The organism is uncultured Arenimonas sp., from assembly GCF_963976025.1.
Lineage (GTDB): Bacteria > Pseudomonadota > Gammaproteobacteria > Xanthomonadales > Xanthomonadaceae > Arenimonas.
Genome location: NZ_CAXBJS010000016.1, coordinates 1 through 26,456, shown reverse-complemented (window position 1 = coordinate 26,456; position 26,456 = coordinate 1). Strand labels below are relative to the sequence as shown.

Below are 26,456 nucleotides of genomic sequence, written 5' to 3'. Positions count from 1 at the left end.
TCGACCTCGGCCACCGCATGCTCGACCGCGCGCTCGAGGCCATGGAGAGTTCGCTCGACCGGGTGCCGTCCGACCGCATCGAACAGCTGCTGGCCGACCTGCGCTACCGCCGCCTCGAAGAACTGCTGGCCGACATCGCCCTGGGCAACCGCATGCCGGCCCAGATGGCGCGAATGATGGTCAACGGCCAGGACGACCTGCCGCTGACGGACGCGGAGCTGCCGGTGTCGCCGACCGAACGCATCATGATCACCGGCAACGAGCGCGGCGTGCTCAGTTTTGCCGCCTGCTGCCACCCGATCCCGGGCGACGAGATCATGGGTTACCTCAGCGCCGGCAAGGGCGTGGTGGTGCACCGCATGGACTGCCCGAACGTTGTCGAATACCGCAAGTTCCCCGAGCGCTGCGTGCCCATGGCCTGGGACCGCAGCGTCGAGGGCGACTACCGGGTCATCCTGCGCATCGAGGTCGAAAACAAGCCCGGCGTGCTCGCCCAGGTCGCGGCGGCCGTGGCCGACAGCAATTCCAATATCGACGCGGTCGAATACCGCGAGCGCGACCTGACGGTGTCGGTCATGGAGTTCTCGATCGAAGTCCGCCACCGCAAGCACCTGGCCGACGTCATCCGGCGCATCCGCCGCCTGGGCGTGGTGCACGGGGTGCAGCGCGTCTGAACCCGGCTGGCGGCTGGCGGCTGGCGGCTCCTACAATGGCCGTCCACGCACAACACCGAGGTCCGCCATGCCCCGCACCGCCATCGCCACCGAGCGTGCCCCAGCCGCCATCGGCCCGTATTCCCAGGCCGTGCGCGCGGGCGGCACGGTGTACCTGTCCGGGCAGATCCCGCTCGACCCGGCCACCGGCGAGCTGGTGCAGGCCGACATCAGCACCGAAACCCGGCGCGTTTTCGACAACCTAAAGGCGGTCTGCGAAGCGGCGGGCGGAAGCCTCGATGACGTCGCCCGCATCGGCATCTACCTCACCGACCTGTCGGACTTCGCCGCGGTCAACGCGGTGATGGCCGATTATTTCCAGGCGCCGTACCCGGCCCGTTCGACCATCCAGGTCGCCGGGCTGCCCAAGGGCGCGCGGGTCGAGGTGGACGCCGTGCTGGTGACCGGCTAAGGCATGAAGCGCGCGCCGCGCCGCGGCGACACCGACCAGACCAGCCTCGGGCCGGCGGGCGCGCAGCGGGTTTCGACGCTGCCCGGCGTCGGGCCCAAGGTGGCGGAAAAGCTGGCCGCGCGCGGGCTCGAAACGCTGCAGGACCTGTGGCTGCACCTGCCGCTGCGCTACGAAGACCGCACCCGCATCCAGGCCATCGCCGCGCTGCGTCCCGGCCAGCCGGCGCAGGTGCTGGCGCGCGTGGAAGCCGTGGAACGCAGCTTCCGCTACCGGCCGATGCTGCGTGTGGCGATCGGCGATGATTCGCACGGCACCCTGGTGCTGCGTTTTTTCCATTTCGGCAAGGCGCAGGTCGCGCAGTTCGTGCCCGGGCGGCGGATCCTCTGTTACGGCGAAGTCCGGCCGGGCCAGCACGGGCTGGAGATGGTGCACCCCAGCTACCGGCTGTTGGCCGACGACGCGGAGGCCATGGCCCGTGACTCGCTGGATCCGGTGTACCCGGCGGTCGAAGGCCTGGGGCCGCAGTCGGTGGCGCGGCTGGTGGGCGAAGCGCTTAAGCGCCTGCCCGAGGCCGCCGCACTGGAACTGCTGCCCGCCGGCATGCGCGAACGCCTGGCCCTGCCGACGCTGCGCGACGCCCTTCTGACCGCGCACCGCCCGCCGCCCGACGCCGACCTGGCCCTGTTCGCCGCCGGCCGGCATCCGGCCCAGCGGCGGCTAGCGCTGGAAGAACTGCTGGCCCACCACCTGAGCCTGCGCCGGCAGCGCATCGCCCTGCGCGCCCACGGCGCGATGCCGGTGCGGCCGCCGGGCAAGCTGGCCAAAGCCCTGCGCCAGCGCCTGGCCTTCAAGCTCACCGGCGCCCAGCAGCGCGTGCTGGACGAAGTAAGCAAGGACATGGCCCGGCCCGAACCGATGCTTCGCCTGGTGCAGGGCGACGTCGGCAGCGGCAAGACGGTGGTCGCGGCGCTGGCCGCGGCCAATGCCGTCGAGGCCGGCCGCCAGGTGGCGCTGATGGCGCCGACGGAACTGCTGGCCGAACAGCACCTGGGGAATTTCCGGGCCTGGCTCGAGCCCCTGGGCCTGCGCGTGGCCTGGCTGGCCGGCAAGGTCACCGGCAAGGCCCGCGCCGCGGCCCTGGAGGAAATCGCCAGCGGCCGCGCCCAGGTGGTGGTGGGCACGCATGCGCTGATGCAGGAAAGCGTGGCCTTCGCTTCGCTGGCGCTGGCGATCGTGGACGAACAGCACCGCTTCGGCGTGCACCAGCGCCTGGCGCTTCGCGACAAGGGGCTGTCGGGCAGCCAGGTGCCGCACCAGCTGGTGATGACGGCCACGCCGATCCCGCGCACGCTGGCCATGTCGGCCTACGCCGACCTCGACGTGTCGGTGATCGACGAAATGCCGCCCGGCCGTACGCCGGTCACCACCGTCGCGGTCAGCGGCGAGCGCCGCGCCGAAGTGGTCGAGCGCATCCGCGCCGCCTGTGCCGAAGGCCGGCAGGCCTACTGGGTCTGCACCCTGATCGAGGACAGCGAAGAGGTCGAGGCCCAGGCCGCGCAGTCAACCTTCGAACAACTGGGCGCGGCCCTGCCCGAACTGCGCCTGGGCCTGCTGCACGGGCGCATGCGGCCGGCGGAAAAGCAGGCCGTGATGGCCCGTTTCAAGGCCGGCGAACTGCACCTGCTGGTGGCAACCACCGTCATCGAGGTCGGCGTGGACGTGCCCAATGCCAGCCTGATGCTGATCGAAAACGCCGAGCGCCTGGGCCTGGCCCAGCTGCACCAGTTGCGCGGCCGGGTCGGGCGCGGCGCCGCGGCCTCGAGCTGCGTGCTGATGTACAAGCCGCCGCTGTCGGCGCTGGCGCGCGAGCGGCTGGAAGTGATGCGCGCGAGCACCGACGGTTTCCTGATCGCGGAAAAGGACCTGGAGCTGCGCGGCCCCGGTGAACTGCTGGGCACCCGCCAGACCGGCCTGGCCAGCTTCCGCGTGGCCGAACTGGTGCGCGATGCCGACCTGCTGCCGGAAGTGCACCGTGCCGCCGAAGAGCTGCTGGCAACGGCGCCGGACCTGGCCGAACGCGTGGTCGCGCGCTGGGTTGGCGGCGCCGCACGTTTCGCCGGCGCCTGAGCCCGCCGGGGCGGTGATGCGGTGATTCGGGGATAATCCCCGGATGGACGAACGCATTCCGCTGCTGATCGACACCGACCCGGGCGTGGACGATGCCCTGGCCCTGCTCATGGCCTTCGCCGATACGCGCCACCGGCTGCTGGGCCTGACCATCACCGCCGGCAACGTCGGCCTGGCGCACACCGTCGCCAACGCGCTGAAGCTTTGCGAAGTCGCCGGCGTGGACGTGCCGGTGTTCCCGGGCTGCCCGGTGCCGCTGGTGCACCCGGCCGAAGATGCTGCCTACGTGCACGGCCAGGACGGCTTCGGCGATACCGGCTACGCGCCGGCCGCACGCGCCGCCGAAACCGAACACGGTGCGCTGGCGATCCTGCGGCTGGCGCGCGAACACGAGGGCCGGCTGCTGCTGGTCACCCTCGGTCCGCTGACCAACCTGGCCCTGGCCCTGCGCCTGGACCCGGACCTGCCCGCGCGCATCGGCCGGCTGGTGGTGATGGGTGGCGCGGTGACGGGGCAGGGCAATACCTCGATCCCGGCCGAGTTCAACATCGCCTTCGACCCCGAGGCCGCCGACGTGGTCTTCCGGGCATTTCCCAGGGCCGAGGTGGTGGACTGGGAGGCGGTGCTGCGGCACGGCCTGCGCCATGCCGACTTCGAAGCCTGGGCGGCGGCCGGCGACGGCCGGGCCACGTTCTACGAAGGCATTTCCCGCTTCACCCGGACATGGTCGCAGGAACGGCGCGGCGAGCGCTGGCACAGCGCCGACGCCCTGGCCATGGCCGCGGCCCTGCGCCCGGACGGCATCGTGCAGGCCGAGGACCGCCACCTGGCGGTCGAGCTCGAAGGCCGCCTGAGCCGGGGCGCCACCCTGGTGGACTGGCAGCAGCGCACCGGCAAGCCGGCCAATGCCCGGATCGTGCTGGCCTACGACCAGGCCTCGTTCGAGGCCCAGGTACGGGCGGCGCTGGGAGCCTGAGGTCCGGGTCACGGGGTGCTTGCCCCGGCCGGCGAAACCGGCTTATAATTCCGGTCTTTCCCCACGAATAACCGGCGGAGCACCAGCCATGAAGGCCGACATCCATCCGACCTACAAAGAAGTCGTCTTCCAGGACCTGTCCTCCGACTTCGCGTTCCTCACCCGTAGCACCCTTTCCAGCAAGGAAGTGGTGAAGTGGGAGGACGGCAACGAATACCCGCTGATCAAGATCGACATCAGCTCGGCCTCGCACCCGTTCTACACCGGCAAGCAGAAGGTGATGGACACGGGCGGCCGCGTCGATCGCTTCCGCAAGCGCTACGCCAAGTAAGCGCCTGGCCCGGGCCGCCTGCCCGCGCCCCCGAAAGGCCACCCCCGCGGGTGGCCTTTTGCGTTGCAGCCACGGGGTCGCAAACCGGCCCGGCGTCACTGACTTCGCCGTCGGGCCGTGAGATACTTATACGAATGGTGACCGCCCCGGCGGCATCTTCGATTTCCTGTAGCGGGCGCCGCGCCAGCACCTTCGTGGATTGCGGCCCGCACATCCCTGAAAGGAGTCTGCCCGTGTCCGACAACAAGAGCGTCGTACTCAACGCCGCCGGCAAGAACGTCGAGCTTCCCGTCCACCAAGGCACCCTCGGCGCTCCCTGCGTCGACATCACGCGGCTGCCGAAAGAAACCGGGATGTTCACCTACGATCCCGGCTTCGTGGCGACGGCCAGCTGCCGCAGCGCGGTGACCTACATTGACGGCGACGAGGGCGTGCTGCTCTACCGCGGTTACCCGATCGAACAGCTCGCCAAGCACTCGTCCTTCCTGGAAACCAGCTACCTGCTGATGAACGGCGAGCTGCCGGATAAGGCGCAGTTCGCGAAGTTCGAGCACGAAGTCACCCATCACACGATGATGCACGAGGCCTTCAAGAGCTTCCTGCACGGCTTCCGCCACGACGCCCACCCGATGGCCATGCTTTGCGGCATGGTCGGTTCGCTGGCCGCGTTCTACCACGACGACCTCGACCTGGAAGACCCGGAACAGCGCCGCCTGGCCGCCATCCGCCTGCTGGCCAAGGTGCCGACGATCGCCGCCGCCTGCTACCGCCACTCCATCGGCTGGCCGATCCGCTACCCGCGCAACAACCTCGAGTACGTCGACCGCTTCCTGCACATGATGTTCGAGGTCCCGTCGGGCCCGCTCGAACTCAAGCCGGTCGCCGCACGGGCGCTGGACCTGCTGTTCATCCTGCACGCCGACCACGAACAGAACGCCTCCACCTCGACCGTGCGTCTGGTCGGTTCCACCGGTGCCAACCCCTACGCCTGCGTCGCCGCCGGCGTGGCCGCGCTCTGGGGCCCGGCCCACGGTGGCGCCAACGAAGCCGTGCTCAAGATGCTCGACGAAATCGGCCGTCCCGAGGACGTCGCCAAGGCCGTCGATCGCGCCAAGGACAAGAACTCGGGCTTCCGCCTGATGGGCTTCGGCCACCGCGTGTACAAGAACTTCGACCCGCGCGCGACGATCATCCGCGAGATGTGCCACCAGGTGCTCGACGAACTGGGCGTGGACGATCCGCTGCTCGAGGTCGCCATGCGCCTGGAGGAAGCCGCGCTCAAGGACGATTATTTCGTGCAGCGCAAGCTCTACCCGAACGTCGACTTCTACTCGGGCATCATCTACAAGGCGCTGGGCATCCCGACCGAAATGTTCACGGTGATGTTCGCCATCGCCCGCACCGCCGGCTGGGTGTCGCACTGGCTCGAACAGCAGACCGACCCGGAAGCCAAGATCGGCCGCCCGCGCCAGATCTATACCGGTGCCGCCAGCCGCGACTACGTGGACCTGGCCAAGCGCTGATCCACGCAGGCTGCTTACCCCGGACGCCCCGCTACGTGCGGGGCGTTCGCGTTTCAGGGTTTCGCCGGACCGTCCAGGAGCCGCGCCACGGCCGCCAGCGACGCCCGGGGCAGGGCACCCCCTCCCAGTGGGTCGCGCGGTGCCTGCCGGGCCGCGGAGGGCGGCAGGACCCATAGTTCAAAGGCCTGGTCGTCGGCCACCAGCTCCCAGCACGGCACTTCGGTGGCGCCGCCGGCGGCGAGATGGACGCGACGACGCTGCTGGTGCGCCGGCGCGCCGCGGTCAGCCAGCAGATGGGCCACGGCATCGGGATCCTCGGCGTGCAGGTGCAGCACCACGGCGTCGCCGGGGCCGGCGCTGCCGTCGAGCACCGCTCCGGTGAGGCGTGGTTCGAATTCCAAAAAATGATCCATCGCCGCCAGGGCGGCTTCGCGCTGGCGCCGCAGCCGGTCCGGATCCAGGTGTCCCGGGGAAAACAGCCGGTGGTGGGCCTGCAGGGCTTCGCGGATCTCGTCGGCACCGGGCAGGAAGGCGGGGTCGCGCAGGCCCAGCCGTTCGGCCGCCTTGCGCCGCGCCGTGGCCATGTCGCCGCCGCCCTGGGCCAGCAGGCGTGCGGCTTCGGCGGCGACCCGCTGGCGGCGCGCGCCCGCCGCCGCGGGGTCAGAAGATGTCGAACGCCTCTTCATTGCTCAGCACCGCCTCCACGTCGAACCCCTGGGCGCTGATGCGGTCGTAGTCCTCGCGCTTGAAGTAGTCGCGCACGCTGCCCGGCGTGCCTTCCGGCACCAGGCGGCCCGAGCTGGCGTCCACCGAGGCGGTGACCAGTCCGGTGGGCGGTTCGGGCTCGTACAGCGGCACGTCCTTGAGCGCGGCGTCCATGTAGTTGATCCAGATCGGCAGCGCGGCCTTGCCGCCGTATTCGCCGCGGCCCAGGGTGGAAAAATCGTCCTTGCCGACCCAGACCGTGGTCACCAGGTCGCCGCCGAAGCCCGAGAACCAGGCATCGCGGTAGTCGTTGGTGGAGCCGGTCTTGCCACCGATGTCCGGGCGGCCGATCGCGGTCGCCGCCCGGCCGGTACCGCGCTGCACGACGTCGCGCAGCATGGACTGGATCATGAAGGCGGTGCGTGCGTCGATGGCGCGCGGGGCCAGCGACACCGGGCCTTCGGGAACCTCGGGCGTGGTTTCTGCGGGATCGGTTTCCGCTTCGGGCGCTGCCGGGGGCGGCGTGGCCGCGCCAAGGTTGAAGCCATCGACCACGGTGGTGTCGCGCCCGCCCGTGCTGGCGTCGCTGCCGCGCCCGGGGCAGCCCTGGCAGGCACGCACCGGCACGTGTTCGCTGAGCACGCGGCCGTCGCGGTCGAGCACGCGCTCGATGTACCACGGGTCGACCAGATAGCCGCCGTTAACGAAGACCGTGTAGCCGCGGGCGATCGAAAGCGGCGTCAGCGACGAGGTGCCCAGCGACATCGAAAGGTTCGGCGGCAGGCTTTCCTGGCTGAAGCCGAACTGGGTGATGTAGCGGCTGGCGAAATCAACGCCGATCGCGTCGAGCAGGCGCACCGACACCAGGTTGCGCGACTGCACCATCGCCTCGCGCAGGCGCATCGGGCCGGCGAAGTTGCCGGCGTCGTTCTGCGGCCGCCAGACGTTGCCGGCGCGGTCGCGGAACACCACCGGCGCATCGAGCACGATGCTGGCCGGTGAGAAGCCGCGTTCGAACGACGCTGCGTACACGAAGGGCTTGAAACTCGAGCCCGGCAGGCGCTGGGCCTGGGTGGCACGGTTGAACTTGTTCAGGCCGAAGCTGAAGCCGCCGACCAGGGCGCGCACGGCGCCGTCCTCGGGCTGCAGCGACACCAGCGCGGCCTGGGCCTGGGGCAACTGGGCCAGGCGCAGTTCGGCCGATTCCGGGTCGAGCGTGAGCCGGATGACGTCGCCGCGCTTGAACAGCTGGGCCGGGGTCTTGCGGGTCCAGCGGGTGGCTTCGGCGCTGAGGGTCAGCGAAGTGCCGGAGCTGGTGAGCACGTTGGCGGCATCACCCTCGAAACCGGTCACCAGCACGGCCTGCAGGCCGCCCAGGGTGGGGTAGGGACGCAGGCGTTCGCGCAGGTCCTGCGCCGATTCATTGGCGCCGATATCAAGCTGGGCTTCGGCGCCGCGGTAGCCGTGGCGGCGGTCGTATTCGAGCAGGCCGGCCTGCAGGGAACGCACGGCGGCGAGCTGGTCGTCGGATATCAGCGTGGTGTACACGCTAAGGCCGCTGGTGGTGGCTTCGGCGCCGTAGCGCTGCTCCATTTCGGCGCGCACCATCTCGGCGACGTAGGGCGCCTCGACTTCGATCTTGGGCTCGTGCGGGCTGGCGTGCATGGGTTCGGCGCGTGCGGCCAGCTCCGTGGCCTCGTCGATCATGCCTTCCTCGCGCATGCGCTGGAGCACGTAGTTGCGGCGCACCAGGGCCCGTTCGGGATTGATGATCGGGTTGCCCGACGACGGGAACTTCGGAATCGAGGCCAGCGTGGCCGCTTCGGCCAGGGTCAGCTGGTCAAGCGTCTTGCCGTAGTAGAACTCGGCGGCGGCGGCGATGCCGTAGGCACGATTGCCGAAAAAACTCTTGTTGAGATAGAGCTCGAGGATCTCGTCCTTGCTCAGTTCCCGCTCCATTTTCAGGGCCAGGAAGATCTCGGTCAGCTTGCGCGTGTACGAATATTCCGTGCTCAGGAAAAACTGCCGCGCGACCTGCTGGGTGATCGTGCTGCCGCCCGGGACGCGCTTGTCGTCGGTGGTGGCGATCAGCCAGACCGCGCGGGCGATGCCGCGCCAGTCAACGCCCGGATGCTCGTAATAGCGGGCATCCTCGATGGCGATGAAGGTCTGCTTGACCTGCTCGGGCACGTTCTCGATGTCCACCGGGAAGCGGCGAGTCTCACCGATGACCGAGATAAGGCGCCCGTCGCGGGTGTAGATCGACAGGGGCACCTGAAGCTGGACATTGCGCAGCTCCTGCACGTCCGGCAGGCGCGGCGCGATCAGCCAATACAGGATGCCCAGGGTGGCCAGGCCAAGCACGGCAAGGCCGGCGAAAAGGATCAATGCCCGCCGTAGCAGGCGTTTGAATCGGGCCATCCAGGGCCCCTCCGAGGTTTACAGCGGCGTGGGTCGGGGAGTATAGAACGAGGCAGGGTCCGGCCGCGTCGTTGGGGGACGGCCGGAATCGGACCCGGAATGCGTCTTGTAGGGGAAGCCAGGGCCGGCCAACAGGGCCTTCGGGGAGATCCGGGCAGGGGGGGCATTGCCATTTGGGAATTTTTCGTTATTTAATGTAATGGCGCACCATTCGTGTGTAAGCGCCCGTCGGAAGGGGAGAAACCGTGGGTCTTTTCGGAAATGCCAAGACACCGCTGGTCGGCCTGGACATCAGTTCCACTGCCGTCAAGCTACTTCAGCTCACCGAGTCCGGCGGGCGGTACCGCGTTGAGCATTACGCGGTGGAACCGCTGCCACCCAACGCCGTGGTCGAGAAGAACATCGTCGAGGTCGAGGCCGTCGGCGAAGCGATCAAGCGCGCGGTGGCCCGGTCCGGCACCAAGGCCCGGCACGCCGCGGCCGCGGTCTCGGGTTCCTCGGTGATCACCAAGATCATCCCGATCCAGGGCGACCTGGACGAGGACTCCATGGAGGACCAGGTGCAGCTCGAAGCCTCCAACTACATCCCGTTCCCGATCGAGGAAGTCAGCCTCGATTTCGAGGTCATCGGCCCCATGCCGAACAACCCCGAAATGGTGCAGGTGATGCTGGCCGCCTCGCGCACCGAGAACGTCGAGCTGCGCCAGTCGGCGCTTGAGCTCGGCGGCCTCAGCGCCAAGGTCGTCGACGTCGAGGCCTTCGCAATGGAGAACGCCTTCAAGCTGGTCGCCGACCAACTGTCGGTGCCCAAGGACGCGATCGTCGCCCTGGTCGACATCGGCGCCACGATGACCACGCTCAACGTGCTGCGCGCCCAGCGCAGCATCTACACCCGCGAGCAGGTCTTCGGCGGCAAGCAGCTCACCGACGAAGTGATGCGCCGCTACGGCCTGAGCTACGACGAGGCCGGCCTGGCCAAGCGCCAGGGTGGCCTGCCGGAAAGTTACGAAGTCGAAGTGCTCGAGCCGTTCAAGGAGGCGCTGGTCCAGCAGGTCAGCCGCCTGCTGCAATTCTTCTACGCGGGCAGCGACTTCAACCGCGTCGACCAGGTGGTCCTGGCCGGCGGCTGTGCTTCCATCGCAGGCATCGCCAACCTGGTCGAGGAACAGCTGGGTGTCCCGACCGTCATCGCTAACCCGCTCGCCAACATGGCGCTCGGCCCCCGCGTCCAGGCACACGCCCTGGCGCAGGACGCCCCGGCGCTGATGATCGCCTGCGGCCTGGCCCTGAGGAGCTTCGACTGATGGCCAGAATCAATCTGCTTCCCTGGCGCGCAGAGCGACGCAAGCAGCGCCAGAAGGAATTCGTGACCATGCTCGGCCTCTCGGTCGCGGTGGGTCTTTTGGTCAGCTTCCTGATCGTCATGTACTACAACGGCCAGATCGAAGGTCAGAAGGATCGCAACCAGTACCTGCGCGACCAGATCACCGCGGTGGACGCGCAGATCAAGGAAATCGAGGCCCTGGACAGGAAGAAGGCCAACCTGCTTGCCCGCAAGCAGGTGATCGAGGAACTGCAGGCCAGCCGCTCGCAGATGGTGCACCTGTTCGACCAGCTGGTGCGCACCATCCCCGAGGGCGTGCGTCTGAACTCGATCAAGCAGGCCGGCCAGATGCTTACGCTGGAAGGCTCGGCGCAGTCCAACGCCCGGGTCAGCTCCTACATGCGCAACCTGGAGGAGTCCGGCTGGATGGCCAATCCGGACCTTTCGATCATCGAAACCAAGGGTGAAGACAAGGGCCTGCCCAATGCCTTCTCGCTCAGGGTGCAGCTGGTCACGCCCAAGGCCGAAGCCGAAGCTGAGGCCGCGGTTGCCGATGGCGCAGCGGTCGCGGGAGGTGTCCAGTGAGCAAGAACATCGACCTTCGCAGTCTCGACTTCAACAATTCCGGCGCCTGGCCGACCCAGGTCAAGCTGGGCGCCTGCGTGCTGCTGATGGCCCTGATCATCGGACTGGGCTGGTACCTGTTCGTCAGCGACAGGCGCGTGACCCTCGAGAAGGAAGAGGCCACCGAAGTCCAGCTGCGCGAAGAGTTCCAGGGCAAGCAGGGCCGCGCCGCCAATCTCGAGCCGCTCAAGCAGCAGCTGGCCCAGATGGAAGTGATGCTGCAGCAGATGCTGCGGCAGCTGCCGAGCAAGAACGAGATGCCCGACCTGATCGTCGACATCTCCCAGACCGCGCTCGCGGCGGGCATCAGCAACGAACTTTTCCAGCCAGGCTCCGAAAGCCAGCGTGAGTTCTACGCCGAAAAGCCCATCCAGCTGCGCATGGTGGGTTCCTACCACCAGTTCGGCGCCTTCGTCAGCGGCGTGGCCTCGTTGCCGCGCGTGGTCATCATGACCATGCACGACATCTCGCTGCAGCCGCGCGACGGGAAGGACGGCACACTGGTGCTTTCGGGCACGGTCAAGACCTACCGGTACCTTGATGAAGAAGAGGAATCCCAGGATTCCAATACCGCGGGAGGTTCCAAGTGATGGCCCCGTCCATGACCCGTAAAGCCATGAGCGGGCTGCTTGTCGCGGCCATCGCGCTGTCCCTGTCGGCCTGCACCCGTGGCAAGCGTGACCTTGAGGCCTGGGTGGCCGAGGTCAAGGCCCGCCCGGCGCCGCCGCTGGACCCGCTGCCGGTGATGAAGCAGTTCGAAACCTTTGAATATGCCGCGCAGGATCTGCGCGACCCGTTCGCCCAGCCGAGTGCGGACCGCGACAGCAACAACGCGCTGCGGCCGGACCCGAACCGGCGCAAGGAGGTCCTCGAGGCCTTCCCGCTAGACAGCCTGGACATGGTCGGCACGATCGGTGGTGGCACCGACGTCGTCGGACTGGTGATGGGACCGGACCGCGTCACGCATCGCGTGCGGGCCGGCAACTACCTGGGTCTCAACGACGGTCGTATCACCGCGGTCTATGAAGACCGCATCGAGATTGTCGAACTCGTACCGGATGGGGCGGGCGGCTGGCTGGAACGCCAGGCCCGGATCGCCCTTGAAGACAATTGATTGGGGGAATGCACGATGACCGCGAATAAAACGATCGGCGAGGGGATGGGCACCAAGCGACGCTGGGTGCTGGCCATGGGAGCGCTCGCCGTCGGCATGGCGACGTCGCTTTCCGCGCTGGCTGAGAACGTCCTTCAGGACGTGCGTTACGCCTCGGCGCCCGGAGGCAAGGTGGACATCACCCTGGAGTTCTCCGAGCCCGTCGGTGACGTGCAGGCCTTCACGACCGATACGCCCCCGCGTATCGCGATGGACCTGCCCGGGACCAGCAATGGCCTGGACAAGCGCCGTATCGTGATCGGCAGTGGCGCCACGTCGGCCGTCTCGGCCGTCGAGGCCGGTGGCCGGACCCGCGTCGTGGTGGACCTGTTCCGTCCGGCCGGTTACACCACCCGCGCCGCCGGCAACCTGCTGGTGCTCACGGTGGACGCCGGTGCCCAGCCCAACAGCCTGGCGACCGGCCCCGACCCCACCAAGAAGGTCGCGACCGACCTGCAGGTGGCCAACATCGACTTCCGTCGCGGTGAAAACGGCTCCGGTCGGGTCATCCTTAAGTTCAGCGGCGACGGTGCCGCGGCCGACATGCGGACCGAAGACAACCGCCTGGTCGTCGACGTCGCCAACGCCAGCATTCCGGAGGCCCTGCGCCGCCGGCTGGACGTCACCGACTTCGCGACCCCGGTCAAGAGCCTCGAGCCCAACGCCAACGCCGGCAGCACCCGCCTGGTGATCCACACCAACGGTGCCGTCGACTCCATGGCCTACCAGACCGGCAACGAATACGTCGTCGAGGTCACGCCCAAGCGTGGCACCGCCAGCCCGGTCCTCGCGGGTGCGCCCGGCCGTGCGGCCGGTGCCGTCGAAGGCGAGCCGGAGGCCAAGCGTTACGGTGGCCGCCCGGTCACCTTCAACTTCCAGGACGTGCCGGTGCGCACGGTGCTGCAGCTGATCGCCGAAGAGTCCGGCCTGAACGTGGTCGCCTCCGACACGGTGCAGGGCAACGTGACCCTGCGCCTGATCAACGTGCCCTGGGACCAGGCGATGGACATCGTGCTGCGCGCCAAGCAGCTCGACAAGCGCCGTGACGGCAACGTCATCTGGATTGCGCCGCAGAAGGAGATCGCCGATTTCGAACAGGCGCTCGCCGATGCCCGCATCGCCAATGAAGTCCGCGAGCCGCTGGTCACCGAGTACATCCCGGTCAACTACGGCATCGCCGAGGACATCGCCGGCCTGCTGACCGAAGACAGCAAGCAGGCGCAGACCGCTGGCGGTGGCGGTGGCTCCAAAACTGCCGGCGGTGGCTTCCTCTCTCCGCGCGGCTCGGTCAGCTTCGACTCGCGCACCAACACCCTGCTGGTGGTCGATATCCAGAGCAAGGTGGACGAGATCAAGAACATGCTCGCCATCCTCGACCGTCCGGTCGACCAGGTGCTGATCGAGGCGCGCATCGTGGTCGCCAGCGAAACCTTCGCCCGCGACCTTGGCGTGATGTTCGGCGTCCAGGATCGTACCGGCACCCTGGTCAACAGCAACGAGACGACCACCGATTCAGGTTTCCTGGTCAACCTGCCGGCCAACCCGGCGGCCGGCATCCTGAACCTGAGCATCCTGCGCCAGGACATCGCCCTGGACCTGGAGCTCTCGGCGCTCGAGGAAGAAGGCCGCGGTGAAGTCGTTTCCAACCCGCGAGTGATCACCGCCAACCAGCGCGAGGCGATCATCCGCCAGGGCCAGGAAGTGGCCTACCTGACCATCCAGCCGGCCACCACGCCGGGTGCCGTGGCCCAGGCCACCGTCGAGTTCAAGGAAGTGCTGCTCGAGCTCAAGGTCACCCCGACCATCACCCAGGACGGCCGCGTCTACCTGAACCTGGCGGTGAAGAAGGACGAGGTCAGCGAGCTGATCGCCAACCCGGCTGGTGGCTTCGTGCCGCAGATCGCCCGTCGCGAGGTCAGCACCGCGGTGCTGATCGACAATGGCCAGACCGTGGTCGTCGGCGGCGTGTACGAGTTCAAGGATCGCGAAGACCTGCGCAAGGTGCCCTTCCTCGGCGACCTGCCGGTGCTGGGCAACCTGTTCAAGAACAAGTCCCGCGACATCGAAAAGGCCGAGCTGCTGATCTTCGTCACCCCGCGCGTCCTGCAGGTGGCGCACCGCGGTTCCTGACGGAACCCGGTGACCGGATCCCGGACAGGGCCGCGCAAGCGGCCCTGTCCGTTTCTGGCATCCTGAGGACATGAACCCGTCGCTGCGCACCACGCTTAAACCCGGCGAGGTCCTTTTCCGGGAAGGGGATCCGCCCGACACCGCCTACCTGATCGAAACCGGCGGCATCGAAGTGCGGGCCAGGCAGCGCGGCAAGGACGTGGTGCTTAGCCTGCTCGGCCCCGGCGACCTGGTCGGCGAGATGGCGGTCATCGACGACTCCCCGCGCACCGCCACGGCGACCGCCATCAGCGACACCGTGCTGTTCCCGATCGACCGCAGCCAGATTGCCGAACGGCTGGCCGGCACCGATCCGATCGTGCGCTCCCTGCTCGAAGGCCAGCTCAAGCGCTACCGCGGTGCACTCTCGGCGCTGCAGGGCCGCGGACCGGACACCGCTTCGGTGCCGATGACCACGTCCGAACGCCTGGGCGTGAACAAGATCCGGCTTGAATCCCAGCTGCGCGAGGCCCTGGCGGCGAGGGGACTGGAGCTGAGCCTGCAGCCCCTGCTCGACGTCGACCGTGGCCGCATTGCCGGCTATGAAGCGCTGGTGCGCTGGCACCACCCCGAACGGGGTCCGATTTCGCCCGCCGAATTCGTGGCCCTGGCCGAAGAAACCTCGCTCATCGTTCCCGTGGGCGAGTACGTGATGGACGCCGCCTGCGAATCCGTGGCGCGCCTGGTGGAAGCCGGCCACGGCCAGCCCTTCGGCGCCGTGAACGTGTCGGCGCGCCAGCTTTCCCACCCCGGCCTGGTCGAACGCATCGTCGCCCGCGCCGACGCCGCCAGCCTGCCGCGCGGCACGATCAAGCTCGAAATCACCGAAAGCCAGGTGCTCGATTACGACCTGGTCGGCCAGGTCATCGCCCTTTGCCATGGCCACGGCATCAAGGTGGCGCTGGACGACTTCGGCACCGGCTATTCGCACCTGGCGCACCTGCACCGCCTGGAGTTCGACGTGCTCAAGGTCGACCAGGCCTTCTCCCGGCACATGGTTGGCGACCCCCGGGCCATGGCGGTGGTGGAGGCGGTCGTGCAACTGGGCCGCGCGCTGCAGGCGGAAATCGTGGTCGAGGGCGTCGAGACGCCGGCGCAGCTGCAGGCACTGCGCCGGCTCGGCTGCCACTACGCACAGGGTTACCTGATCGGCCGCCCGCGCACGCTGCTGGAAATCCTCGCCGAATCGCCGCCGGGTCCGTTCGGCGGCTGAGGTAAGCTTCGTCCAGACCCAGGTCGCACGGAGCGCCAGGAATGCCCTCGATGTCATTGCACACCCGCATGCTGATCGGCTTCGTCGCCGGCACCGTGCTGGGCCTCGCCGCAAATATCTTCGCCGCCGATGCCGGCTGGCTCGACGTGGTGACGACCTATGTCGCCGACCCGGTGGGCCAGGTTTTCCTGCGCCTGCTGTTCATGCTGGTCATCCCGCTGGTGTTCTCGGCGCTGGTGCTGGGCGTGGTGGAAATCGGCGACCCGCAGTCGCTGGGGCGCATCGGCGGCAAGACCCTGGTGTGGATCCTGGCCGTCACCACCATCGCGGTGACCATCGGCCTGGTGATGGTGAACCTGATCCGCCCGGGCCAGGGCATCCCGCCCGAGCTGGGCGCCGAGATCATGGCCGGGGCCGGCGATCGCGCGACCCAGATCGCCGCCGGACGCGAACAGGTCTCGGGCCTGCAGGTGCTGCTCAATATCGTGCCGCGCAACCCGGTGGCGGCCGCGGCCAATGGCGACCTGATCGCTGTGATGTTCTTCGCGCTGATGTTCGGCGTCGCCGCCACCGTCATCCGCAGCGACGGCACCCGTTCCTTCGTGTCCGCGGTGCAGGGCGTCTACGACATCTGCCTGAAGCTGATCGACTGGGTCATCCGGCTGGCGCCCTGGGCCGTGGCGGCGCTGCTGTTCTCGATCACCGCCAAGCTGGGCTTCGACGTACTGGTGCAGCTGGCGCGTTTCGTCGGCACCGTGCTGGCCGCGCTGGCCATCCACTTCTTCATCGTCTTCCCGATCCTGCTGCGCGTGTTCGGCGGCATGTCGCCGGTGGTCTTTTTCCGCGGCGCGCAGCCGGCGCTGCTGACGGCGTTCTCCACCTCGTCCTCCAGCGCCACCCTGCCGACCACCCTGAAGGTGACCGAAGAAGCCCTGGGCGTGCCGCGCCGGGTCGCGCGCTTCGTCTGCACCCTGGGCGCCACTGCCAACATGAATGGCACGGCGTTGTTCGAGGGCATCACGGTGCTGTTCCTGGCCCAGTTCTTCGGCGTGGAACTGAACCTCGTCCAGCAAGCCATGATCCTGGTGCTGTGCATGCTCGGCTCGATCGGCGCCGCCGGCGTGCCGGGCGGCTCGCTGCCGGTGATCGCCATGATCCTGGCCATGTTCGGTATCCCGCCCGAGGGCATCGGCCTGATCCTGGGCGTCGACCGCCTGCTGGACATGTGCCGCACCGTGGTGAACGTCGGCGGCGACATGGTCGGCTCGGTGGTCATCGGCCGCAGCGAGGAAGGCGTGCGTGAATCCCCGCCCGAGCCCGCGGCGGCCGGCTAACATCCCGGCGGGGCCGGTTCAAGCGCGACATCGGCGGCCGGGTCGGCGACAATAGCGCCCCGTTGGCCCGGCCCCGGGCCCCAAGCCCTGGACGCCCCGATGACCACGCCTTCCCGCCGCGACCTCGCCAACGCCCTGCGTTTCCTTGCCATCGACGCCGTCGAGGCCGCCAAGTCCGGCCATCCCGGCATGCCGATGGGCATGGCCGACATCGCCGAGGTGCTTTGGAACGACTTCCTGAGCCACAGCCCGAACAACCCCAAGTGGTTCAACCGCGACCGCTTCGTGCTGTCCAACGGCCACGGTTCGATGCTGGTCTATGGCCTGCTGCACCTGTCGGGCTACGACCTGCCGCTGGAAGAACTGCGCAACTTCCGCCAGCTGCACAGCAAGACCGCCGGCCACCCGGAGTTCGGCCACACGCCCGGCGTCGAGACCACCACCGGCCCGCTTGGCCAGGGCCTGGCCAACGCCGTCGGCATGGCGCTGGCGGAGCAGCTGCTGGCGCAGCGCTTCAACCGCCCGGAATTCGACATCGTCGACCACCACACCTGGGTGTTCCTGGGCGACGGCTGCCTGATGGAAGGCATTTCCCACGAAGTCGCCTCGCTGGCCGGCACCTGGGGCCTGGGCAAGCTGATCGCCTTCTGGGACGACAACCGCATCTCGATCGACGGCGACACGTCCGGCTGGTTCACCGACGACACCGCAGTCCGCTTCGAGGCCTACGGCTGGCAGGTCATCCGCAAGGTGGACGGCCACGACCCCCAGGAAATCGCCCAGGCGATCAAGACCGCCCAGGCCGAGACCGGCAAGCCGACGCTCATCTGCTGCCGCACCACGATCGGCTTTGGTTCGCCCGGCAAGGCCGGCAAGGAATCAAGCCACGGTGCGCCGCTGGGCAAGGACGAAGTGGCCGCCACCCGCGAAGCCCTGGGCTGGCCGCATGCGCCCTTTGAAATTCCCGCCGAAATCCGCGACGGCTGGCGCGCCGGCAACAGCGGCCTGGTGCGCGAGGAACAGTGGAACCGGCGTTTCGACGCCTACGCCAAGGCCTACCCGGAGCTGGCCGCCGAGCTGGTGCGCCGCTCGCATGGCGAGCTGCCCGAAGATTTCGCCGACGCCGCCCAGGCCTACATCGCCAAGCTGCAGTCCGATGGCCCGGTGGTCGCTTCGCGCAAGGCTTCGCAAATGGCGCTCGACGCCTTCGGCCCGCTGCTGCCGGAACTGATCGGCGGTTCGGCCGACCTGGCGCATTCGAACCTGACCCTGTGGAAGGGCAGCAAATCGGTCACCAGCGGCGACCCCAGCGCCAACTACATCCACTACGGTGTGCGCGAATTCGGCATGTCGGCCATCAGCAACGGCCTGGCCCTGCACGGCGGTTTCATTCCCTACGACGCTACCTTCCTGGTGTTCTCCGACTACTCGCGCAACGCCCTGCGCATGTCGGCGCTGATCCCGACCCGCGCCATCCACGTGTTCACCCACGACTCGATCGGCCTGGGCGAAGACGGCCCGACCCACCAGCCGGTCGAACACCTGGCGGCGCTGCGCTACATCCCCAACAACGATGTCTGGCGTCCCTGCGATGCGGTCGAGTCGGCCGTGTCCTGGCAGGCCGCCATCGAACGCACCGACGGCCCCAGCTGCCTGGTGTTCAGCCGCCAGAACCTGGCGCACCAGCCGCGCACGCATCACCAGCTGGCCGATATCGCCCGCGGCGGTTATGTACTGTCCGACCCGGGCGAGGGCAGGTTCGACCTGATCCTGGTTGCCACCGGTTCGGAAGTGGAGCTCGCCATGGAGGCCATGCGCCGCCTGGCCGACAAGGGCGTCAAGGCCCGGGTCGTGTCCATGCCCTGCGCCGAGGTCTTCGCGCGCCAGCCGATCGAATGGCGCGAAGGCGTGCTGCCCGGCTGGTGCCGCAAGCGCGTGGCCGTGGAAGCCGGTGTCACTGGCTACTGGCGCCAGTTCGTTGGCCTGGACGGTGCCGTGGTCGGTATCGACCAGTTCGGCGCCTCGGCGCCGGCCGACAAGCTGTACCAGCACTTCGGCATCACCGCCGACGCGGTGGTCGACGCGGCGCTGTCGCTGGCCTGATTGCCGGCCGCGGCTGTCCGGCCGCGGCTGGTCAGCCTTGCGCCGGGCCGCAAAGGTTCCGGTGCAGTACCTCGATGACGTCGTGCACCGTGCCGTCGGCCACGGAGTAGAAGACCGTCTGGGCCTCGCGCCGGGTCGCCACCAGGTTCTTTTCGCGCAGCACCGCCAGGTGCTGTGACAGCGCCGACTGGCTCAGCGGCACCAGGGCGTTGATCTCGCCCACCGACATTTCCCTCTCCACCAGCAGGCACAGCACCCGCAGGCGCTGTGGGTTGGCCATGGCCTTGAGCAGCTCGGCGGCGGCTTCCGACGCCGATTCCATCAGCTCGGCCGGATTGGTGGCGGGGTCGGGGGAGGTCTGGCGGGTGGACGCGGTCATGGCTCTGCCTTTGCGGGGGTGTTGACAGCATGCCACATTGCTAATTAAGATTCTACTAAATTAGCACGGCCGGATAGACCGGCCCGGGAGAAGAGCATGGCCAGTATCGTTGTCCTCGGCGCCGGCATCGGCGGAATGAGCGTCGCCTACGAGCTCCGGGCCCTCCTGGGCAAGGACCATCCGATCACCGTGGTCGGCGAGGGCGATCATTTCAGCTTCACCCCCTCCAACCCCTGGGTGGCGGTGGGCTGGCGCAAGCCCAAGGACATCCAGATCGGTGTGCGCCCCTACCTGGCCAAGAAGGACATCGGCTTCGAACCGGCCGGCGCCGCCGAAGTGCTGCCGGCCGAGAACAAGCTGCGCCTGCGCGACGGACGCGAGCTTGCCTACGACTACCTGGTGGTCACCACCGGACCGCGCCTGGCCTTCGACGAAGTGCCGGGCCTGGGCCCGGACGGCGGCTTCACGCAGTCGGTCTGCACCACCCCCCACGCGCTCACGGCCTGGGAGGCCTACCAGGAATTCCTGAAGGCCCCGGGCCCGATCGTCATCGGCGCGGCGGCCGGCGCCAGCTGCTTCGGCCCAGCCTACGAGTTCGCGATGATCCTCGACGCCGACCTGCGCAAGCGCAAGCTGCGCGACAAGGTGCCGATGACCTATGTCAGCCCCGAGCCGTACATCGGCCACATGGGCCTGGGCGGCGTCGGCGACACCAAGGGCCTGCTCGAATCCGAGCTGCGCCAGCGCCACATCAAGTGGATCACCAATGCAAAGATCACCCGCGTCGAACAGGGCCTGATGCACGTCGAGGAAATCGACGCGCGCGGACAGCCCCTGGCCACGCACGAACTGCCCTTCAAGTACTCGATGGTGCTGCCGGCCTTCACCGGGGTCGATGCCGTGCGCTCGGCGAAAGAGATGTGCAACCCGCGCGGTTTCGTCCAGATCGACGCGCACCAGCGCAACCCGGCCTATCCCAACGTGTTCTCGGCCGGCGTCTGCGTCGCCATCCCGCCGGTCGAAGTGACCCCGGTGCCCACCGGTGCGCCCAAGACCGGCTTCATGATCGAGTCCATGGTGACCGCCATCGCACAGAACATCGCCGCCGACCTGGCCGGCAAGCCCGCCGACCACAAGGCCACCTGGAACGCCATCTGCCTGGCCGACATGGGCGACACCGGCGCGGCCTTCGTGGCGCTGCCGCAGAACCCGCCGCGCAACGTCACCTGGGCCAAGGTCGGCAAATGGGTGCACGTGGCCAAGATCGCCTTCGAGAAGTATTTCCTCTCGAAGATGAAGTCCGGCAACACCGAACCGCTGTACGAGAAGTACGTGCTCAAGGCCCTTGGCATCGAACGCCTGAAATAAGACCCCGAACCCACCCCAACCCCGGAGAAAACCATGAACCTCGACCGTGCCGTGATGGCCTTTGCCGGCGTGATGACCCTGATCAGCGCCGCCCTCGTGTACTTCGTTTCGCCCTGGTTCCTGTTGTTCACGGCCTTCATTGGCCTGAACATGCTGCAGGCGTCCTTCACCGGCTTCTGCCCGGCTGCCATGATCTTCCGCAAGCTCGGTTTCAACACCGGCTGCGCCTTCAAGTGAGGTAGACGATGTCCATGACCCGCACCCTGGCCACTTCAGCGCTTGCCGCCCTATTCCTGGCGGCCTGCGGCAGCGAGCCGAACGTGTCCGCTCCCGCCCCGCCCGTGGGCTTCGAGACGATCACGGTCGCGCCGCGCACCTCGGCGCGCGAGCGCAGCTGGGACGGCGTGGTCGAGGCCGTCAACCAGGCCACGCTGTCCGCGCAGACGCGCGGACGCGTCCTGGAGCTGCCCTTCGACGTGAACGACTACGTCGAGGCCGGGCAGGTCGTGGTGCGATTCACCGACGTCGAGCAGGTGTCTGCCCAGCGGCAGGCAGCGGCCTCGCTCAGCGCCGCCCAGGCCAACTACACCGAAGCCGAGGTCGCCTTCCGTCGCACTGAGGAACTGGTCGCCAAGCAGCTGCTGGCCCGGGCCACGCTCGACCAGGCCCGCGCCCGCCGCGATGCCGCACGCGCCGCGCTTGAATCGGCCCGCGCCGGCGTCAGCGAGGCTGGCGAACAGGTCGACTACACCGTCATCCGCGCGCCGTATTCGGGCATCCTGACGCAACGCCACGTCGAGGTCGGCGAGTCGGTGCAGCCGGGCCAGCCGCTGGTGTCGGGGCTGTCGCTGCAGCAGCTGCGCGTGAACGTGGAGGTGCCGCAGAGCGACGTCGCCGCCCTGCGTGAACACGGCGCCGCCACCGTGGTCCTGCCCGGCGGCGGCCGCCTGGAAGCCGACCAGATCATTGTTTTCCCCTACGCCGACCCCGGCACGCACAGCTTCAAGGTGCGCGTTGAGCTGCCCGAGGCTGAAACCGGGCTGCAGCCGGGCATGACCGTCAAGGTCGCCTTCAAGACCGGCGAAGCCCGGCACCTGTGGGTTCCGACTTCCGCGCTGGTGACCCGCAGCGAAGTGACCGCGGTGTACGTGGTCGGCGCCGACAACCGCGTGGTGCTGCGCCAGGTCCGCCTGGGCCACCGCCGCGACGACGAAGTCGAAGTGCTGGCCGGCCTGGCCGAGGGCGAACGCATCGCCGCCGACCCGCTCGATGCGCTGGCGCACCTGGCGAACGCGGGCGCGGAGCCCGGCAATGACTGAGCCGCGCTTCGGCCTGTCCGGGCGCCTGGCCCGGGCCTTCCAGTCCAATCCGCTGACGCCGGTTCTGGCGGTGGCGGGCCTGCTGCTGGGCCTGTTCGCGACCCTGATCACGCCGCGCGAGGAAGAGCCGCAGATCGACGTGACCATGGCCAACATCATCGTGCCCTTCGCGGGCGCGCCGGCCGCGGACGTCGAGAACCTGGTCAGCGTGCCGCTGGAACAGGTGCTGTCCGAGATCGACGGCGTCAAGCACGTGTACTCCATCAGCCGCGCAGGCTCGGCCCTGATCACCGTGGAATTCGCGGTCGGCGTGCCGCGCCAGGACGCGCTGGTCCGCCTGTACAACCAGGTCTATTCCAACGCCGACTGGGCGCCGCCCGGCCTTGGCGTTGGCCAGCCGCTGGTGCGGCCGATGGGCATCGACGACGTGCCGGTAATGGCCGTGACGCTGTGGACCGACGACCCGGCCCGCGGCGGCGTCGAGCTGGCCGAGGTGGCGCACACGCTCGAAGCGGAAATCAAGCGCGTACCCGGTACCCGCGACGTCTACACCATCGGCGCGCCGCAGCGCATGGTCGTGGTTGAGCTCGACGCGACCCGCCTGGCGTCCTACGGCATGACCGCCGACGACCTGGCCGGCGCGCTTTCCGCCGCCAACGTGGTCAGCCAGGCCGGCGACCGGGTCACCGCCGACGGCGTGCTGCCGATGACCGCGGGCCGCTACCTGGCCGATGCCCAGCAGGTCGCGGAACTGGTGATCGGCCTGCGCGACGGCCGGCCGCTTTACCTGTCCGACGTCGCCAACATCCAGCGCGGCGCCGACCTGCCCAGCCAGTACGCCTGGTACACGGCGCCGCAGGACAAACTTCGCCCCGACGGCGCCATCGCCCCGGCGGTGACGATCGCCATTGCCAAGAAGCCCGGCGCCAATGCCGCCGACATCACAAGCGCGATCACCAGCCGCCTCAAGATCCTGGAAGCCTCGGTGATCCCCGAAGGCATCCACGCCACCGTGACCCGCGATTACGGCTACACCGCCAACGACAAGGCGATGAAGCTGATCCAGAAGCTGGTGTTCGCCACCGGCGCGGTGGTGCTGCTGGTGCTGTTCGCCCTGGGCTGGCGCGAGGCCATCGTGGTCGGCAGCGCGGTCGTGCTGACCCTGGCGATCACGCTGTTCGCGTCCTGGGCGATGGGATTCACCATCAACCGGGTGTCGCTGTTCGCGCTGATCTTCTCGATCGGCATCCTGGTGGACGACGCCATCGTGATCGTCGAAAACATCCACCGGCACATGCGCCTTGGCGGCAAGACCCTCATTGAAGCCATCCCGCCGGCGGTGGACGAAGTCGGCAGCCCGACCATCCTGGCCACCTTCACCGTCATCGCCGCGCTGCTGCCCATGGCCTTTGTTTCGGGCCTGATGGGTCCGTACATGCGGCCGATCCCGATCAACGCCTCGGTGGGCATGCTGCTGTCGCTGGCGATCGCGCTGACGGTCACGCCCTGGCTGTCGCTCAAGCTGCTGTCGCGCCACGTGCATGCCGAAGGCGGTGGCCATGAAACCGCGCTCTCGAAGCGGGTGCGCGGCCTGTTCGAACGTGTCATCCGGCCCTTCCTGCACAGGGAACGCGGCAGGGGCCGCCGCCGCATGCTGTTCGCCGGCATCGGCGTGGCGGTGCTGGCCGCCGCCGGCCTGGCGGTCGTGCAGCTGGTTGTCCTGAAGATGCTGCCTTTCGACAACAAGTCGGAATTCCAGGTGGTCGTGGACCTGCCCGAAGGCACGCCGCTCGAACGCACCAACGCCCTGCTTTTGGACATGGCCCAGGCGCTGAACCAGGTGCCTGAAGTCCTCGACATCCAGGGTTACGCCGGCACTTCGGCGCCGGTGAACTTCAACGGCCTGGTGCGCCAGTACTACCTGCGCGAGGGCGCCAATGTCGGCGACCTGCAGGTGAATCTGGTCGACAAGCACGAACGCGACCGCCAGAGCCACGACATCGCCCTGGCGGTGCGGCCGGTGCTGGCGGATATCGGCAAGCGTTACGGCGCTTCCGTGAAAGTGGTGGAAGTGCCGCCGGGTCCGCCGGTGATGGCGCCGCTGGTGGCCGAGATCTATGGCCCCGACGCCACCCGTGCCCGCGAGATCGCCCGCGACCTGCAGGCGCGTTTCATCGCCACCGACGGCATCGTCGATGTCGACAGCACCGTCGAGGCCGAGGCCGAGCGCGAACTGGTGCTGGTAGACCGCGACCGCGCCGCGCGGCTGGGCGTCAGCCAGGCGGCGATTGCGCAGGCCCTGCAGCTGGGCGTGTCCGGTCGTGACGCAACGTATCTGCGCGACGGCGCCTCCAAGTACCCGGTGCCGGTGCGCCTGCGCCTGCCCGCCGGCGACCAGGCCAGCCTGGAACAGCTGCTGACCCTGCGCGTGCGCGCCGGCGACGGTCGCCTGGTGCCGCTGTCGGAACTGGTGACGGTGCAGCGCCTGCCCTGGGAGCCGGTGATCTACCGCAAGGACCTGCTGCCGGTGGTTTACGTGACCGGTGACGAGGCCAGCAGCATCGACAGCCCGCTCTACGGCATGTTCGACCTGGTCGGGCAGGTCGGCGACAAGCCACTGGCGGACACGCCGGTCGAGCAGCGTTTCCTGTCGGCGCCGACCGACTCGCTTGGTTTTTCGATCAAGTGGGACGGCGAGTGGCAGATCACCTATGAAACCTTCCGCGACATGGGCCTGGCCTATTCGGTCGGCCTGCTGCTGATCTACCTGCTGGTGGTGGCGCAGTTCCGGGACTACGTGGTGCCGCTGGTGATCATGGCCCCGATCCCGCTCACCGTGATCGGCGTGATGCCTGGCCATGCGCTGCTGGGCGCGCAGTTCACCGCCACCAGCATGATTGGCATGATCGCGCTGGCAGGCATCATCGTGCGCAACTCGATCCTGCTGGTGGACTTCATCAACCAGTCCATCGCCGAAGGCCACGCCCTGGCCGACGCGGTGGTCGAAGCCTGTGCCGTGCGCGCGCAGCCGATCGCGCTGACTGGCCTTGCGGCCATGGCCGGCGCCTTCTTCATCCTTGACGACCCGATCTTCAATGGCCTGGCCATTGCGCTGATCTTCGGCATCCTGGTTTCGACCGTGCTGACGCTGGTGGTGATCCCGCTGCTGTATTACGTGCTGCTGAGCGCACGTGCCCGCAAACTGGAGACAAGTGCATGAAAGGCATGACGCGATACTCGCCGGTGCTGGCACTGGCGATGCTTGCCGGCTGTGGCAGCGAGCCGGCGCCGGAGGCCGTGGCCGTGGCGACACCTGCGGCCGAAACGGCTGCAGTGCCGGAACCGGAGCCGACGCCCGCACCCGCACCCGCCGAAGAAGCGACACCCGACGCCCAGGCCCGCGGCCAGGCGGCCATGAGGGAATTTGGCGACCGCCTCCGCAATGAACTGCGCGCGGCGATGAGCCAGGACGGCGCCGCCGGTGCGGTCAGCTTCTGCCACGACCAGGCCCCGCGCATCGCCGACGAAGTGATGGCCACGCACGGCGTGCGCCTGGGCCGCGTGGCCGTCGCCGGCCGCAACCGCAACCCGGGCAATGCCCACGGCGGCTGGCAGGGCGAGCTTCTCGATTCCTTCCAGCTGGCGGTGAATACCGGCGGTGCGCCCGAATCGCAGATGGCGGTCATCCGCGACGACGTGCCGGCGGGCGTGGAACTGCGTCTGGCCCGAGGCATCCGCGTCGAGGCCGCCTGCCTGATGTGCCACGGCGACAACATCGCGCCGCCGATTGCTGAGCGCCTGGCGGCCCTGTACCCGGAAGATCGCGCCACCGGCTTCCTTGAAGGCGACCTGCGCGGGCTGGTCTGGGTGGAGGTTCCCGCGGCCACGGAGTCGACACCATGAGCCACCCCGTCACCCTGGCCTGCCCGCACTGCAGCGGCATGAACCGCGTGCCGGTTTCCCGACTGGGCGAAGGCCCGAACTGCGGTCATTGCCACGCGCCGCTTTTCACGGGGCATCCACTGGTACTTGGCGTGGATGATTTCTCCGCCCACGCAGAGCGCAGCGAACTGCCGCTGCTGGTCGATTTCTGGGCGCCCTGGTGCGGTCCCTGCCAGATGATGGCGCCGCATTTCGAACGCGCCGCCGGCCAGCTTGAACCGCAGGTGCGCCTGGCCAAGGTCGACACCCAGGTGGCGCCGACCCTGGCCGAGCGCCACGGCATCCGCAGCATCCCGACGCTGATCCTGTTCCGGCATGGC

22 protein-coding genes and 1 pseudogene are annotated in these 26,456 nt (G+C 68.5%); 20 read left to right on the top strand and 3 right to left on the bottom strand.

The window, feature by feature from the left end:
• The 6 genes from AACZ35_RS02365 to AACZ35_RS02340 form a co-directional block, all read left to right on the top strand.
• Positions 1 to 674 (top strand): ACT domain-containing protein (locus AACZ35_RS02365; protein ID WP_339825607.1); only part of this gene is annotated, 674 nt, incomplete at its 5' end.
• 67 nt (positions 675 to 741) lie between these two features.
• Positions 742 to 1,125 carry a RidA family protein gene (locus AACZ35_RS02360; RefSeq protein WP_339825605.1) on the top strand — a complete coding sequence of 128 codons (384 nt, stop codon included), beginning with the start codon at positions 742 to 744 and terminating at the stop codon, positions 1,123 to 1,125.
• A 3-nt stretch (positions 1,126 to 1,128) separates the two neighbouring features.
• Complete coding sequence (gene recG / locus AACZ35_RS02355) at positions 1,129 to 3,252, top strand: ATP-dependent DNA helicase RecG (protein WP_339825603.1); 2,124 nt, start codon at positions 1,129 to 1,131, stop codon at positions 3,250 to 3,252.
• A 43-nt stretch (positions 3,253 to 3,295) separates the two neighbouring features.
• On the top strand, positions 3,296 to 4,228 hold the full coding sequence (locus tag AACZ35_RS02350) for a nucleoside hydrolase (protein WP_339825601.1): 933 nt from the start codon (positions 3,296 to 3,298) through the stop codon (positions 4,226 to 4,228).
• An 88-nt stretch (positions 4,229 to 4,316) separates the two neighbouring features.
• On the top strand, positions 4,317 to 4,559 hold the full coding sequence (locus AACZ35_RS02345; protein ID WP_188660059.1) for a type B 50S ribosomal protein L31: 243 nt from the start codon (positions 4,317 to 4,319) through the stop codon (positions 4,557 to 4,559).
• A 233-nt stretch (positions 4,560 to 4,792) separates the two neighbouring features.
• Positions 4,793 to 6,082 carry a citrate synthase gene (locus tag AACZ35_RS02340; protein ID WP_339825595.1) on the top strand — a complete coding sequence of 430 codons (1,290 nt, stop codon included), beginning with the start codon at positions 4,793 to 4,795 and terminating at the stop codon, positions 6,080 to 6,082.
• Between the two features lie 53 nt (positions 6,083 to 6,135).
• Here AACZ35_RS02340 and AACZ35_RS02335 read toward each other — a convergent pair whose 3' ends face one another.
• Positions 6,136 to 6,768: a hypothetical protein gene (locus tag AACZ35_RS02335; RefSeq protein ID WP_339825592.1), complete on the bottom strand. Its 633-nt coding sequence runs from the start codon at positions 6,766 to 6,768 to the stop codon at positions 6,136 to 6,138.
• Positions 6,743 to 9,208 (bottom strand): penicillin-binding protein 1A, encoded by a 2,466-nt coding sequence (locus tag AACZ35_RS02330; RefSeq protein WP_339825590.1) that lies wholly within the window; start codon positions 9,206 to 9,208, stop codon positions 6,743 to 6,745. Before AACZ35_RS02330 ends, AACZ35_RS02335 begins: the two co-directional genes overlap by 26 nt.
• Positions 9,209 to 9,453: 245 nt before the next feature.
• Between AACZ35_RS02330 and AACZ35_RS02325 the strand changes: the two genes are divergently transcribed.
• The 8 genes and pseudogenes from AACZ35_RS02325 (at position 9,454) to tkt (ending at position 19,128) form a co-directional block, all read left to right on the top strand.
• On the top strand, positions 9,454 to 10,512 hold the full coding sequence (locus tag AACZ35_RS02325) for a pilus assembly protein PilM (RefSeq protein WP_339825588.1): 1,059 nt from the start codon (positions 9,454 to 9,456) through the stop codon (positions 10,510 to 10,512).
• Positions 10,512 to 11,051: pseudogene (locus AACZ35_RS02320) on the top strand (PilN domain-containing protein); the annotation flags it as partial. The gene AACZ35_RS02325 and the pseudogene AACZ35_RS02320, both read left to right, overlap by 1 nt.
• Before the next feature lie 62 nt (positions 11,052 to 11,113).
• On the top strand, positions 11,114 to 11,746 hold the full coding sequence (gene pilO / locus AACZ35_RS02315) for a type 4a pilus biogenesis protein PilO (protein WP_339825586.1): 633 nt from the start codon (positions 11,114 to 11,116) through the stop codon (positions 11,744 to 11,746).
• Positions 11,747 to 11,757: 11 nt separating this feature from the next.
• On the top strand, positions 11,758 to 12,270 hold the full coding sequence (locus AACZ35_RS02310) for a pilus assembly protein PilP (protein WP_339825584.1): 513 nt from the start codon (positions 11,758 to 11,760) through the stop codon (positions 12,268 to 12,270).
• Between the two features lie 15 nt (positions 12,271 to 12,285).
• Positions 12,286 to 14,439, top strand: a complete 2,154-nt coding sequence (gene pilQ, locus AACZ35_RS02305; RefSeq protein ID WP_339825582.1) for a type IV pilus secretin PilQ — start codon at positions 12,286 to 12,288, stop codon at positions 14,437 to 14,439.
• A gap of 70 nt (positions 14,440 to 14,509) precedes the next feature.
• Entirely contained in the window at positions 14,510 to 15,691 is a 1,182-nt protein-coding gene (locus AACZ35_RS02300) for an EAL domain-containing protein (RefSeq protein ID WP_339825580.1), read from the top strand.
• 50 nt (positions 15,692 to 15,741) lie between these two features.
• Entirely contained in the window at positions 15,742 to 17,025 is a 1,284-nt protein-coding gene (locus AACZ35_RS02295) for a dicarboxylate/amino acid:cation symporter (RefSeq protein WP_339825577.1), read from the top strand.
• Positions 17,026 to 17,124: 99 nt separating this feature from the next.
• Complete coding sequence (gene tkt, locus AACZ35_RS02290) at positions 17,125 to 19,128, top strand: transketolase (RefSeq protein ID WP_339825574.1); 2,004 nt, start codon at positions 17,125 to 17,127, stop codon at positions 19,126 to 19,128.
• Between the two features lie 31 nt (positions 19,129 to 19,159).
• Here tkt and AACZ35_RS02285 read toward each other — a convergent pair whose 3' ends face one another.
• Entirely contained in the window at positions 19,160 to 19,507 is a 348-nt protein-coding gene (locus AACZ35_RS02285; protein ID WP_339825573.1) for a metalloregulator ArsR/SmtB family transcription factor, read from the bottom strand.
• Between the two features lie 96 nt (positions 19,508 to 19,603).
• On the opposite strand from AACZ35_RS02285, the gene AACZ35_RS02280 reads away from it, so the two are divergent.
• The 6 genes from AACZ35_RS02280 to AACZ35_RS02255 all read left to right on the top strand — a co-directional run.
• Positions 19,604 to 20,875 carry an FAD-dependent oxidoreductase gene (locus AACZ35_RS02280; RefSeq protein WP_339825572.1) on the top strand — a complete coding sequence of 424 codons (1,272 nt, stop codon included), beginning with the start codon at positions 19,604 to 19,606 and terminating at the stop codon, positions 20,873 to 20,875.
• A gap of 33 nt (positions 20,876 to 20,908) precedes the next feature.
• The gene (locus tag AACZ35_RS02275) at positions 20,909 to 21,112 is read left to right on the top strand and encodes a DUF2892 domain-containing protein (RefSeq protein WP_339825570.1); all 204 of its coding nucleotides are present in this window, start codon (positions 20,909 to 20,911) and stop codon (positions 21,110 to 21,112) included.
• A 14-nt stretch (positions 21,113 to 21,126) separates the two neighbouring features.
• Complete coding sequence (locus AACZ35_RS02270) at positions 21,127 to 22,194, top strand: efflux RND transporter periplasmic adaptor subunit (RefSeq protein ID WP_339825567.1); 1,068 nt, start codon at positions 21,127 to 21,129, stop codon at positions 22,192 to 22,194.
• On the top strand, positions 22,187 to 25,414 hold the full coding sequence (locus AACZ35_RS02265) for an efflux RND transporter permease subunit (RefSeq protein ID WP_339825564.1): 3,228 nt from the start codon (positions 22,187 to 22,189) through the stop codon (positions 25,412 to 25,414). Before AACZ35_RS02270 ends, AACZ35_RS02265 begins: the two co-directional genes overlap by 8 nt.
• 5 nt (positions 25,415 to 25,419) lie before the next feature.
• Complete coding sequence (locus AACZ35_RS02260) at positions 25,420 to 26,097, top strand: DUF3365 domain-containing protein (RefSeq protein WP_339825562.1); 678 nt, start codon at positions 25,420 to 25,422, stop codon at positions 26,095 to 26,097.
• A partial coding sequence (locus tag AACZ35_RS02255) for a thioredoxin domain-containing protein (RefSeq protein ID WP_339825561.1) occupies positions 26,094 to 26,456 on the top strand: 363 nt, incomplete at its 3' end. The genes AACZ35_RS02260 and AACZ35_RS02255, both read left to right, overlap by 4 nt.

What these genes read in the sequence shown, in the direction of transcription:
- AACZ35_RS02360 (WP_339825605.1), top strand. Translation starts at nt 742, where the DNA reads ATGCCCCGCACCGCCATCGCCACCGAGCGTGCCCCAGCCGCCATCGGC.
- recG (WP_339825603.1), top strand. Translation starts at nt 1,129, where the DNA reads ATGAAGCGCGCGCCGCGCCGCGGCGACACCGACCAGACCAGCCTCGGG.
- AACZ35_RS02350 (WP_339825601.1), top strand. Translation starts at nt 3,296, where the DNA reads ATGGACGAACGCATTCCGCTGCTGATCGACACCGACCCGGGCGTGGAC.
- AACZ35_RS02345 (WP_188660059.1), top strand. Translation starts at nt 4,317, where the DNA reads ATGAAGGCCGACATCCATCCGACCTACAAAGAAGTCGTCTTCCAGGAC.
- AACZ35_RS02335 (WP_339825592.1), bottom strand. Translation starts at nt 6,768, where the DNA reads ATGAAGAGGCGTTCGACATCTTCTGACCCCGCGGCGGCGGGCGCGCGC.
- AACZ35_RS02330 (WP_339825590.1), bottom strand. Translation starts at nt 9,208, where the DNA reads ATGGCCCGATTCAAACGCCTGCTACGGCGGGCATTGATCCTTTTCGCC.
- AACZ35_RS02310 (WP_339825584.1), top strand. Translation starts at nt 11,758, where the DNA reads ATGACCCGTAAAGCCATGAGCGGGCTGCTTGTCGCGGCCATCGCGCTG.
- pilQ (WP_339825582.1), top strand. Translation starts at nt 12,286, where the DNA reads ATGACCGCGAATAAAACGATCGGCGAGGGGATGGGCACCAAGCGACGC.
- AACZ35_RS02300 (WP_339825580.1), top strand. Translation starts at nt 14,510, where the DNA reads ATGAACCCGTCGCTGCGCACCACGCTTAAACCCGGCGAGGTCCTTTTC.
- AACZ35_RS02295 (WP_339825577.1), top strand. Translation starts at nt 15,742, where the DNA reads ATGTCATTGCACACCCGCATGCTGATCGGCTTCGTCGCCGGCACCGTG.
- tkt (WP_339825574.1), top strand. Translation starts at nt 17,125, where the DNA reads ATGACCACGCCTTCCCGCCGCGACCTCGCCAACGCCCTGCGTTTCCTT.
- AACZ35_RS02285 (WP_339825573.1), bottom strand. Translation starts at nt 19,507, where the DNA reads ATGACCGCGTCCACCCGCCAGACCTCCCCCGACCCCGCCACCAATCCG.
- AACZ35_RS02280 (WP_339825572.1), top strand. Translation starts at nt 19,604, where the DNA reads ATGGCCAGTATCGTTGTCCTCGGCGCCGGCATCGGCGGAATGAGCGTC.
- AACZ35_RS02275 (WP_339825570.1), top strand. Translation starts at nt 20,909, where the DNA reads ATGAACCTCGACCGTGCCGTGATGGCCTTTGCCGGCGTGATGACCCTG.
- AACZ35_RS02270 (WP_339825567.1), top strand. Translation starts at nt 21,127, where the DNA reads ATGACCCGCACCCTGGCCACTTCAGCGCTTGCCGCCCTATTCCTGGCG.
- AACZ35_RS02265 (WP_339825564.1), top strand. Translation starts at nt 22,187, where the DNA reads ATGACTGAGCCGCGCTTCGGCCTGTCCGGGCGCCTGGCCCGGGCCTTC.
- AACZ35_RS02260 (WP_339825562.1), top strand. Translation starts at nt 25,420, where the DNA reads ATGACGCGATACTCGCCGGTGCTGGCACTGGCGATGCTTGCCGGCTGT.